Consider the following 12,017-nt stretch of genomic DNA (forward strand, 5'->3'; position numbering starts at 1 on the left):
TGCTTTATTGCAAAAATACTTCTTCAAAATCATCAACTCTTGCTCTAGAAATTCTTGCTTTTAGTATTCCGTCAGCTAATGTAATGCTTAAGTCTGTTTTATTTAGAAATTTGATATATGAAATATTAATAATCCAAGCTCTATGAGTACGGAAGAATGAAGAATCTTTTGGTAAAACATTTTCAAAATATTTTAAGTTCTTACTTGTAGTAATAACCTTTGTATCTTTTAAATGAATTTTACTGTAAGCACCATCAGCTTCTACTGCAATGATATTGTCTAAATCAACAATTCTTCTATTTCCTATTTCTGGAAGTACAATTTTCTTGTAGTTTTTATCTTTTATTGTTGCTAATAAGTTCTGATAATCAACCAGTTTATTTTGTTTCCCTAATTTTTCTTCTAATTTAGAAATTGCGTCTGTTAATTTTTGTCTATCTATTGGTTTTACAAGGTAGTCGATGGCATTTAATTCAAATGCTTTTATAGCATATTGATCATAAGCCGTTACAAATATAATTTCGAAGTTTATCTTTTTAAAGAACTTTACAATCTCATAGCCAGCATAATTAGGCATTTGTACATCTAAAAAAACAACTTGTGGTTTTAGTTCTTTAATCTTTTCTACTCCTTCTTCTAAATCACAACAAATAGCCACTACCTCTATAGAAGATGTTCTTTCTAATAAATTGTTTAGAACATTTCTTGCACTTTGTTCATCATCAATAAGTATCGCTTTTATTTTGGTCATACTACAAATATAAAAATTTGATTATAGTACCCTTCATTTGTTTTATGAATAGTATAATTGGTTTGTAAAGTAGAAAAATAAAGCATAAAAAAAGTCCATCAAATACTTGATGGACTTTTTGAAAACTTGAAGTATATGTTTTAAATAACTTTTACGTTTACAGCGTTTAATCCTTTTTTACCTTCCTGTAAGTCAAACTCAACAGAATCGCCTTCACGAACTTCGTCAATTAACCCAGAAATGTGTACAAAATGATCTTTTTCAACTCCTTCTTCAGTGATAAATCCAAATCCTTTAGATTCATTGAAAAATTTTACGGTTCCTTTACTCATGGTATTGTAATTAAATTTATAATATATTAACCGCAAAGATGAAACCATTTTTTTGATTTATAAGCTTTTATCTGTTTTATTAATTCGTTGTAACTGCCTATTTGACTTGATTTTAGCCAAATTACACCTATTTAAAGCAATCTTCTGATATATTACTGTAGTTAAAATTATACACGTATACTAGGCTAAAATCTCAATATCTATAGTAATTCTTTACAATAATCGGAACTTGAATCCTTAAAAAACATCAATTACTATTTTTGGTTATTGATAAAAAATGGCACTTCATTAAAAGAAAACTACAGTTCATTGATATTAATTTTTGCTACCAGTATTCTTCTATATAATTGCATCATAATTATTATTGCATAAAAACTAAAACAAAAAATTGCTATGATAAAGACTATAAACTTGGGATATCAATATTCAAAAAAAGTACAAATTTTCAATAACCTAAACTTAACTTTTTCTCCTGGAAAAATATATGGATTATTAGGGAAAAATGGCGCTGGAAAATCTACCTTGATTAAAAACATCACTGGAATGCTTTTTCCTACAAAAGGAATTTCTGAGGTATTTGGCTTAGTACCTAAAAATCGTGAAGTAAGTTTTTTAAAAGAATTGTTTTTTGTTCCAGAAGAATACTACTTACCGAACCTAACTATAAATGAACTAGTAACTATTTATAAAGATTTTTATCCAAATTTTGATACAAATCAATTTAACAACTATACCAAAGAGTTTAAAATAGAAAAGAGTAAAAAAACAACTGAACTATCATTAGGGCAGAAAAAGAAAATATTAATTGGTTTTGCATTGTCTGCAAATACCAAAGTATTAATAATGGATGAACCTACGAACGGTTTAGATATTCCTTCTAAAATTCTGTTTAGAAATATGATAAACGATTCATTTAAAAAAGACAGAATTGTAATTATCACCTCACATCAAGTAAGAGATTTGGATGAATTAATTCATTCAATTATTATAATGAATGATGGGGAAATATTATTAAATAATGATAAAGATTTTATAGCTAAAAATCTACATTTTCAATTAACAGATACACTTCAAGATACTATCGATTTAATTTATCAAGAAAAAGTTAGCAATGGTTTTGCTTCAATTAAAAAGAATAATACTAACAATGCTGGCTACATAGATATTGAACTGCTTTTTAATGCTGTATTAACAGATGAAAGTAAAATTAATGCTTTATTAAACTAACATACTATGAATATTTCAACAATCTCCTTATTAATAAAAAGACAATTTAAAGAGAATTATAGAATTTATGGAATTGGACTTTTAGTATTAATTGCCTTACTCCTATTTATGTTTTTATTAGTCCATCAATGGCAAGATAGTTTTGCTGGTGCTGTACAAAATGGTGTCTTTATTATTGGATTATTTATAGCTGGTGGTATATTTTCTAATTCAATGTTTCATGAATTTTCAAATCCACAAAGTGGCATGTGGTTATTAAGTATTCCTGCAACACATTCAGAAAAAGTACTCACAAGTATCATTATATCTGTGGTATTTTTTTTATTAATCTACTTCCCTACTTTTTATTTAGCAGATATTTTATATTTATTAGTTACTGGTAAAATTGGTATGGAAGCTATTTTAAACCCTTTTAAAGATGGCTTTTATCAGTTTATTTTCTTCTATTTTTTATTTAACGGAATCATTTTATTAGGAAGCGTAATTTTTGGCAAACATAGTTTTATAAAAACTTTATTAGCAGCAATAGTACTAATGGTGACTTTAAATTACATAAACACACTAATTCTTCAATCTCTTATTCCAGAAGCTTCAATTGTTTCTAGTACAGCTTTTGATAGCTTCTTGTTTAGACATGAAGGAGAAAATATTAAAGTTTCATTATTTGGAAGTTCTGATGTAATAAGTTCAGTATTTGTACGATTTGTAATTCCAATATCTATCTGGTTTACGGTTTGGTTAAAGTTAAAAGAAAAACAAATTTAAAAAGATGAAAAAGAGTAATTTATTTATAACAATTCTAAGTACAGTTATCATTGTAGGAATGTTTGCAACAAACATTACATTAAAAAACGAGTATCAAAAAATTGATGTTTCAGATCCTTTTAAAAATTATATTTCAATAGATCATAAACCATATTCAGTTCTTGATATTTCTGGTAGTAATGGATATCCAATTCAAATTATAAGCAAAAAAACAAATGATATAAAAGTATTACGCTCTAGAGTGAAACACTTTAAAAGTGAATTAAGAAATGATACATTATATATTAAGTTTACAGGTTCAAACATTCCTTCAAATCAACGTTATAATTCAAATACACCTTATGGAATAATTATTGAAAATGATAAATTAGCAAGTATTATCAGTAAGAATACTCATAACAGGATTTTTAATCTGGAAAATAAAAATTTACATTTAACTATAAAAGGAAACTCTTTTATTGAAATGAGTCATTGTAACTTAGATACTTTACAAGTTGATGTGCAAAATAGCGGTTATATTGATTTTACAATGAAAAATAAAGCAGAATACTTAGATTTAAAAATGTCTGATAAATCGATAGTTTCTTTACAAAACTTAGATTTTAAAAGTATAAAGCATTCACTAAAAGATAGTGTCTCAATTGTATTATCTAAAGATGCTTTTAATAAAATTTTAAAATAATAACAATGCAAACTAATACATTAACAACAACCTTTTTCACTTTATTTACTATCATATTTATTGCTGTTTTTCCACATCTAGGATTGATTACTTTTTTTCCGATGATATATACAGTTCCAGTAATATTATTAGTTTGGCTGAACTTAAAAATCAATAAGGAAAGCTTTTCTGACATAAACTTTCGTTTTAAAGACATCAATTTTAAATCATTTATTATAGGAATTCTTACAGCTATTTTAATTTATTTATTCATGAGGCATATTTTCTTCCCTTTTTTAGAACTGTTTATTACTTTTAAAGAAGCTGATGTAGATTTATACAATGACCTTAGAGAAAAAGGTACTACTTACTATTTAATTATACTTGTTTTAGGTTGGATTGTTGGTGGTTTTTATGAATCTATTGTTTTTCATGCATTTACCTTTTCTCAATTAGAAAAAATTATTGATGGAAAATATAAAACGGTAATAAGCTTCATGATTACTAGTTTAATTTTTGGAGTATATCATTATCAATTAGGTACTGCAGACATGATAAATGCTTTTGTTATTGGAATAATATATTTAGGTATGTTTTTGTTTTACAAGAGAAATTTGTGGAATACAATATTTTGTCATGGAGCATATAACACAATTGCAATAACTTTATTACATTTAGGCTACATATAAAATGATGAGTTTAGATACTATAATTAATAAAAGAAATACTTCTAAAACTATTAGAATATTATCGCATGTTTTCTTTTGGATATTATTGTTTACTAGTTCTTATTTCTTAATTCAATCATCATTAAATTACTATAAAACAACACCTTTAAGCTATTTAACGCCATTAAGAAACACTATAGGCTTAATTGTTGTTTTTTATCCATTAATGTATATTGTTATTCCAAATTTTTTAGAAAAAAGGAGGATTTTCACTCTAATAGTTTCTTTTGTAATTCTCATCTTTATCTATGTTTTTTTAGAAGCACTTGGAGGGAAAATGGTTTTTAGTTATTGCTATAGCTGTGCTGCAATGGCTCAAATAAAGAATCCAGACTATTTAAGTGTGATACAAAAAAGCTTTATAGATAATATTTTATTTAAAGGCTCTAATTTTGGTTTATATTTTAACTTACTTTCTGGACTTGTTTTACCAATTGCAATAAAAAGTAGTTTAGGATATTATCAATTTTATATAAAATCTCTAGAATTAGAAAAAGAAAATGTACAGTTAGAGCTTAACTTTTTAAAAGCGCAAGTAAACCCACATTTTTTATTTAATACATTAAATAATTTATATGCATTAATTATTCAAAAGCGAACAGAAAAATCTTCAGAAACAGTAACACGTTTATCAAGTTACATGCGGTATTCTTTAGATAACGCTCATAAAACTTCAATTTTATTATCCGAAGAAATTACCTTGATAAAAGATTATTTAGAATTAGAAAAATTACGATTAAATCATACAAAAGTATTTTTTATAACAAACGCGGATTCAACCAATCTAAGCATTCCTCCTCTTCTATTTATTCCATTAATAGAAAATGCTTTTAAGTATAATGTTGATCAAAAAGAAAGTGAAATTCGATTAGAACTTAGTATTAAAGAAAATAAACTTGAATTTACAATCCAGAATTATTTTGATGAAAGTAGGCTTAAAAATACGTTAAGCGGATTAGGATTAAAAAATTTAAAAAAACGATTGAATTTATATTTTTCTGATAACTATATTTATCAAGTAGATGTAAAAAACTCAGTATATATTGCCTATTTAAAGCTAAATTTAAAATGAAAACAGTACAAGTTTTAATTGTTGATGATGAGCCTCTAGCAAGAGAAGTTATAAAAACTCATTTGCAAAAAATTTCTAATTGGAATGTTGTAAAAACCTGTATTAACGCCGAAGAAGCTTATGAAGCTTTGTTAAATAATACTATTGATGTTTTATTTTTAGACATTCAAATGCCAGTAATTACAGGAGTTGAATTTCTACAATCATTACAAAATCCACCATTAGTTATATTTACAACTGCCTATAGTAAATACGCTTTAAAAGGGTTTGAATTAAATGCAATAGATTATCTTTTAAAGCCAATTTCTTTTGGTCGCTTTTCACAAGCAATAGATAAAGCTAATAAAAAACTTACAACAATATCAGGTGATCCAAAAACTGAAAACGCATCCAATTATTTCTTTGTTAAACAAGATGGAAAACTGATTAAAATTAAGTTTTCTGAAATCGTTTATATAAAAGCAGAACAAGAATATAGCTTTATATTTACTAAAAAAGAAAAACTATTGGTAAGTATGCATCTTAAAATGTTAGAAAAAATAATACCTAAAAACCAATTTACAAGAATACATAGATCCTATATTGTACCTCAAGAATCTATTAGTACTATTTATGGTAATACAATTCAAATTGGTGAAAATATTCAATTACCAATTGGTAGCACGTATAAGGAAAATTTATTACAGAAATTAAATATAAAAAAGTAGGGTTACTTTATATATTTAAAACCCAAAACCAAATTGAAATCCAATACGCATACCATCTTCACTATTAAAAGCAGAAAGATTTGCGGTCATCATATCAGCTAGATTTATAAAGAACCCACCACCTACAGAAGTATTCCATTTATTCTGATTTAACGACGGATTAGTCACAAATTTGTTATCAATCCATACACTTCCATAATCAAAACCACCATAAAAACCTAAACTAATGGGAAGTATATTTGTTTTTAATCGGGTAAAATTCCAACGGATATCTGTAGATTGAACAAAAGCACTTTTACCTGTAAATCGCTGATTTCTATATCCTCTCAAACCATTACTAGCTCCTAAATTTGCAGCTTGATAAAATTCGAACCCTTCTCCTAAATTTACTTGAGTACTTAAATTGGTGGCTAACACTAAAAGTCCACTCGAAACTAATTTATAGTCAAAACCTAAATCTGCATTTAAATATCCAAAACCTTTACTTGTACTTACATTGTTTTTATATCCTAATAACAAACCAAATTGCATTCCTAGCGTTGGAAATGCCTCATTATCTTTATGCCTAAAACCATAGAAAGTTTCTCCTCCATAAAAATCTTGTTGATCGAAAACTACATGATTAATAGGCAACGTTTTTGCTAAAAAGCGATTGTTGGTACGATCTACTTCATTAGATTCATAAAAAACACTCGCTATAAAACTTGCTCCATAATTTCCGTTCCAAATTAATGAAGGCTTTAGTTTAAAAGTTCTAATTTTAATACGATTATAATCTCTATCTACATCAATGCCATCACTTGTATCTGCATGATGATTTTCAGTACTATTCCCAAATCCAAAGAAGTTCATAGCATAATTTGGGCTATTAAAAGTAGCTTCAATACCAAGATTATAATTTCCAAAAACATTAGTAAACTCTCCTTTGTATCCTAATTCATAACCACTTGTTGCAAAATAATAAGCGCTAGAAATAATATGTTGTGTTGTAAACGGGTTGCGCTCAAATCCAGAACTTGTATATGTGTAATTAACTCCAACTTTTAACCCATCATCAGGATTAGAACCGATGGTTGGTGAAAATTGCCCTAAACTATTTTTTAGTTTTTTATAATCATACACATTTGTTTCGTAATCGTCAGTGAGTTTAATTCTTGCTTTTTTAGCTTCAGTTATGGTATTCTTTTTAGATGTATAATCATAAATAAAAACCTTTCCGCCTTCAAGAACTTTATAAGTATCGTTATGTTGCCCACCTATTAAACGAATTTTAATCTTAGTACTTTTTCCTAAAACTTCAAATACATCTTCATCATCTAAGCCATAAATCCAAATTTCTTTAGTTTCATTTGGATCATAGGTTCGTTGATGAAATATTTTCCCTTTTTCACCTTTCTTTATAGTGTTTACAAGAATTTCTAAGCTTCCATCATCGTTACAAGTAATTGTAAAGTAATCATCTTTATTAGTTCCTTTAAGTACTGAAAACGAATTAACTAATTTATAATAACGATCTGATATTTTTTGAAGGTTCCCTCTCCTAGCCTTTAATGTTCTTTTTATTTCATCAATATTTTGGTCTCTAACTTCTTTTGGGAAATTTAAAAATGCTTTTTCAATTACGGCATCAGTAACACCATCTTGTATTTTTTTAACTTGCGCATCCCAAACGGTTTTATCAGCTTGTTGAATAAACTCCATATCTAACGGATACGGTTCTACATTTACGCCTTTTACATCCACTAAATCATCATCATATTTACGAAGTAACCCAGCTACTGGTAATAATTTTACAGCAGCATTCAATAAAAAACCATCAGACATAATAGAAAACGCCTGATCTCTATCTCTTGGCATTGGTCTATATACTTTTTTTCCATTCTCTTTAAACTCTATCCAACGCCATTGATCTTGATGTCTGTCCCAATCGCCAATCAACATATCAAACAAACGAGCTCGAATGTAAGAAGCCTCATCAATCGTAAAATCAACATCCTTATGGAGTTTTTTCATCACATCATCAGTACTCAATAACTTATTTTGATGTCCAAAACTAGCCAATTCACTATGTCCTTCAGATGTATGCTCCTCAATCATGTATAATTCATCTCCAAACTCATTATTATAGCTCCCTAAGGCATTTTGCTTCGGAATGTAGTATAACTTAGGATTTGTATGATAAACGCCAGCAGCGTCTGATAAATCGCCAATAGTAAATGGTGCATACGGATGTGAGCCAGCAAAAACATCTAATAAAAAATCTTCGGTTTCTGTATTATTGAATTGTCCTTCGATATATTGATCTTTAAACATAACCGCTTGTAAATACTGTACCGCATTTTTACGCAAAGCACGCATCACATATTGTGCACCCGTTTTGGTTTTTAATCGTAAAGATCTAGACTGATTTCCACCGCCTTTTCTAACAATACTAACGCCACCATACAACGTATCTAAATTAACTGTTGGCGCTTTAACTGGTGTGCTATATACATTTCGATACCGATTTCCCCATAAAAATTTGTAAATACTAGATTTTGTAGTTTCTTCTTTTGAATAAATTGACGCTGCTTTTTCTTTTGGAAAATTAATTGGATATGTTGTAAAATCTTTCTTCTGATTCGGTTTTAACACTTCCGTCTGATAGACAATTTTATCATCATCCGCAGAAAAAAAACTCACAAATGAAGATCCATCTTTAAATACATCTAACCTAGCATAACCAGAGGTTCCGTAAGAAAACTGACCACCACCAATATTTCTAGTTGGAGAAACTTTAGAGCCAGAACCGCTAATAATTTGATGTAAATTGTCTTCAATAATATACTGTAAGCTATGTTCATGTCCAGAAACAAAAACTACTTTCTTATTTTCTTGTGAGATCGTAATTATTCGTTTTTTTAACTGACCGTAGATTTTATTTTGTAGGTCAGTATTCACAACACCGCCAGTTTTTCTAATCATGTTTTTTAATGATCCTAATAACGGTAAAGGTTTCATGTAATCTTTACATGAATATTGACCACCATGAGGTCCATTGGTGTACATTGGGTGATGTAACGCTACAATAGTAGTTTTTCCTCTCGATTTTTTTATCAAGCTTTTATATTCATCAAAAAAACGTGCGCGGGTTTTAATATCACATTTAGCGTTAATCGTTGGGTGTTTATCCCAATTTTCTATATACCACTGGGTATCTATTAGAATTAATTCAATATCCTTAGAAATATGAATGTTTTCAATGGGGCAACCATTTTCTGGAAGAAAAGATTTTTTACCCAAGATAGCTTCTACATATTTTTCTTGTCTTTTCACTCCTTTTATTCCACCACTATACCAATCGTGATTCCCTGGAATAAAAATAGCGTTCCCTTTAAAGTTTTCTGCTGTACCTGCTTGAGTATTTAATTGATGTTCTGCAAATTCTCTATTCTCTGCCCCTTTTTTTGGCATTCCATCTTCATAAATGTTATCGCCTAAAAAGATAGCAGTACTATTCTTAGGTGCTTTGTTTAAAGCTAATCTAAAGGCTTTTAAAGTTTTAGTAGTTGTTCCTAATGGCGAATTTCCTCCATCACCAATTAAATAAAATGAATGCTCTAATTCTTTATCTGGAAAGGAAGTTGCTATATTAGATTTAGAATATTGAGGTTTAAAAGTAGCACACCCACTAAACAAAAGCAAGGTTATAACTTTTAAAAAAATAGTAGAGTTTATTTTCATATTTAAAATACAAAAGCTTAGTTGTATTTAATGCTCTAAAATTACATTTATTTAGAAAAATATACGTTTTTAAATTGATGTAATTCTTACTTTTTTCTTTTTTAATCTTGAGTTATTTAAGTTCTCTATCAAATTATCAGCAACCGTAATAGGAACAGCTACAAATGCGCAATCTTGTTTTAACTCTATAATACCAAGCTGATCTTTAGTTAAATTTCCTTTCTTTAAAAACAAACCTGCAATATCTCCTTTAGAAATTTTATCTTTTCTACCACCAGAAATAAATAAGGTTGTCCAAAAATTTGGTTTTCTTTCTGATTGCTTGCTAATATCTTGAATTGCTGTTTTTACTATAAAATCAGGTAAACGTTCCTCTTTCCATTTTAAAACATAAGCGGTTCCTTTTGCAGAAACTCTTGCGGTTCGTCCGTTTCTATGAGTAAACTCTTCTTTATACAACGGTAATTCGAAATGAATAATGAATTTCATTTCAGGGACATCAATACCACGAGCAGCAAGATCTGTTGCTATTAATAATTGATTGGTTCCGTTTCTAAATTTAATTAAAGAACGTTCTCTATCTTTTTGCTCCATCCCGCCATTAAAACAACCATGACTTATATTTTTACTCTCCAAGAAACTACTTACAGTTTGTATACTATCTTTTAAATTACAAAAAATAATTCCTTGTTGATTTCCAACATGATTTAATAAATGCAATAGTGTATTTAGTTTATTTTTTGAAGGAGAAATCACCGTTTTAATTGTTAATTTCGATTGCTTAGTCCCTAAGTAATTAATGATTTTTCGTTGATTAACATTAACAAAGACTGGGATTTCAACTCCCTGTGTTGCAGATGTTAATATTCGTTTACTTAAAGTAGATAATTGATTTATAACCCCTCTCATTTCATACTCAAATCCAACTTCTAAAGATTTATCAAATTCATCTAAAATTAAGGTTTTAATAAATTCTTTTGAAAAACGATCATTGGCAAAATGATCTGAAATTCTACCTGGTGTACCAATTAAAATTGCTGGTAAATGCTTTAATTCAATTTTATCTTTAGACATGGGTCTACCACCATACACAGCATTTACTTTATATCCAGAGCCCATAGAACGAATTACTTGTTCTATTTGTATAGCTAATTCTCTAGAAGGCACCAAAATTAAAGCTTGTATTTCATTAGATTCTTTATCTAGCGATGCTAATAACGGTAAAGCAAAAGCTACTGTTTTACCGGTACCTGTAGGTGATAAAAGAATGGTGTTTTCATTTTCATTAATCGCAGCAATAGCTTCCTCTTGCATAGGATTTAGCTCATAAATATTTAACTTTCTTAATATTTCTTCTTGCCCTTTAATTTGATTTGCCATTACTTGTTTAGTTATTTAAAACAAAAAGCTCTCAAAAATGAGAGCTTTTAATTTATTATATGCTTTTTATAAACTTATATTTTCTTTACTCTTACAGCATTCATACCTCTTTGCCCCTTTTCTAATTCAAAAGAAACTTTATCATTTTCTGTAATTTCATCAATAATACCACTTACGTGTGTAAAATACTTTTCGTTATTTTCTGTATCAATAATAAAACCAAAACCTTTAGAAGAATCAAAGAAAGAAACTTTTCCTTTTCTAATAGGATCTTCTTCTGGTAAATCTTCTTTTTTAGTAACAGAAATCTGAATATCTTCTAACTCGTATTCAACCTTTAATTCTGGATCTGGTGGCGTATCTGTTAAATTACCATTATGATCTACATATGCAAACTGAATACCTTTACTTCCTCCTTCTTCTTTCTCCAATTTCCGAGCCTCCATTTTCTTCTTCTTGTCCTCACGTTTTTTTAAACGTTTCTTCTCTTTTTCACTTTTATTATAGGTCTGCTGCGATTTTGCCATATTTATAGTAAGATATTTTGTAAATAATATTTTACAAAGATATGATTTTACTTTGGACTAATAAAGGTTTCATATGAATTTTGGTAGTTGAAAACCCCAGAAAACCTAATTATAGGTTCTAAATTTTTGTTTCTAATTTTAAGA

At 28.2% G+C, this 12,017-nt stretch carries 11 protein-coding genes; 6 read left to right on the forward strand and 5 right to left on the reverse strand.

Annotation, left to right across the window (positions count from 1 at the left end; translation table 11 throughout):
• Nucleotides 1-4: 4 nt before the first annotated feature.
• Nucleotides 5-751: a LytTR family DNA-binding domain-containing protein gene (locus OD91_RS01230; protein WP_144894587.1), complete on the reverse strand. Its 747-nt coding sequence runs from the start codon at nt 749-751 to the stop codon at nt 5-7.
• Between the two features lie 140 nt (nt 752-891).
• Nucleotides 892-1,083 carry a cold-shock protein gene (locus OD91_RS01235; protein ID WP_144894588.1) on the reverse strand — a complete coding sequence of 64 codons (192 nt, stop codon included), beginning with the start codon at nt 1,081-1,083 and terminating at the stop codon, nt 892-894.
• A gap of 393 nt (nt 1,084-1,476) precedes the next feature.
• On the opposite strand from OD91_RS01235, the gene OD91_RS01240 reads away from it, so the two are divergent.
• The 6 genes from OD91_RS01240 to OD91_RS01265 are packed head-to-tail and all read left to right on the forward strand — an operon-like array spanning nt 1,477 to nt 6,243.
• Entirely contained in the window at nt 1,477-2,310 is an 834-nt protein-coding gene (locus OD91_RS01240; protein ID WP_144894589.1) for an ATP-binding cassette domain-containing protein, read from the forward strand.
• A gap of 6 nt (nt 2,311-2,316) precedes the next feature.
• Nucleotides 2,317-3,075, forward strand: a complete 759-nt coding sequence (locus OD91_RS01245; protein WP_144894590.1) for a hypothetical protein — start codon at nt 2,317-2,319, stop codon at nt 3,073-3,075.
• A 4-nt stretch (nt 3,076-3,079) separates the two neighbouring features.
• Nucleotides 3,080-3,757, forward strand: a complete 678-nt coding sequence (locus OD91_RS01250; protein ID WP_144894591.1) for a GIN domain-containing protein — start codon at nt 3,080-3,082, stop codon at nt 3,755-3,757.
• A gap of 5 nt (nt 3,758-3,762) precedes the next feature.
• Nucleotides 3,763-4,425, forward strand: a complete 663-nt coding sequence (locus OD91_RS01255) for a CPBP family intramembrane glutamic endopeptidase (RefSeq protein ID WP_144894592.1) — start codon at nt 3,763-3,765, stop codon at nt 4,423-4,425.
• Nucleotides 4,426-4,429: 4 nt separating this feature from the next.
• Nucleotides 4,430-5,536 (forward strand): sensor histidine kinase, encoded by a 1,107-nt coding sequence (locus tag OD91_RS01260; RefSeq protein ID WP_186434368.1) that lies wholly within the window; start codon nt 4,430-4,432, stop codon nt 5,534-5,536.
• Nucleotides 5,533-6,243: a LytTR family DNA-binding domain-containing protein gene (locus OD91_RS01265; RefSeq protein WP_144894594.1), complete on the forward strand. Its 711-nt coding sequence runs from the start codon at nt 5,533-5,535 to the stop codon at nt 6,241-6,243. Before OD91_RS01260 ends, OD91_RS01265 begins: the two co-directional genes overlap by 4 nt.
• 15 nt (nt 6,244-6,258) lie before the next feature.
• On the opposite strand, the gene OD91_RS01270 is transcribed toward OD91_RS01265, so the two are convergent.
• The 3 genes from OD91_RS01270 to OD91_RS01280 all read right to left on the reverse strand — a co-directional run bounded on the left by OD91_RS01270 (nt 6,259) and on the right by OD91_RS01280 (nt 11,873).
• A complete protein-coding gene (locus OD91_RS01270; RefSeq protein WP_144894595.1) occupies nt 6,259-9,966 on the reverse strand; it encodes a metallophosphoesterase in 3,708 nt (1,235 codons plus the stop codon).
• A gap of 69 nt (nt 9,967-10,035) precedes the next feature.
• Nucleotides 10,036-11,346, reverse strand: a complete 1,311-nt coding sequence (locus tag OD91_RS01275) for a DEAD/DEAH box helicase (protein ID WP_144894596.1) — start codon at nt 11,344-11,346, stop codon at nt 10,036-10,038.
• Between the two features lie 74 nt (nt 11,347-11,420).
• Nucleotides 11,421-11,873, reverse strand: a complete 453-nt coding sequence (locus OD91_RS01280) for a cold-shock protein (protein ID WP_144894597.1) — start codon at nt 11,871-11,873, stop codon at nt 11,421-11,423.
• Nucleotides 11,874-12,017: the final 144 nt, after the last annotated feature.

The organism is Lutibacter sp. Hel_I_33_5, from assembly GCF_007827455.1.
Lineage (GTDB): Bacteria > Bacteroidota > Bacteroidia > Flavobacteriales > Flavobacteriaceae > Polaribacter.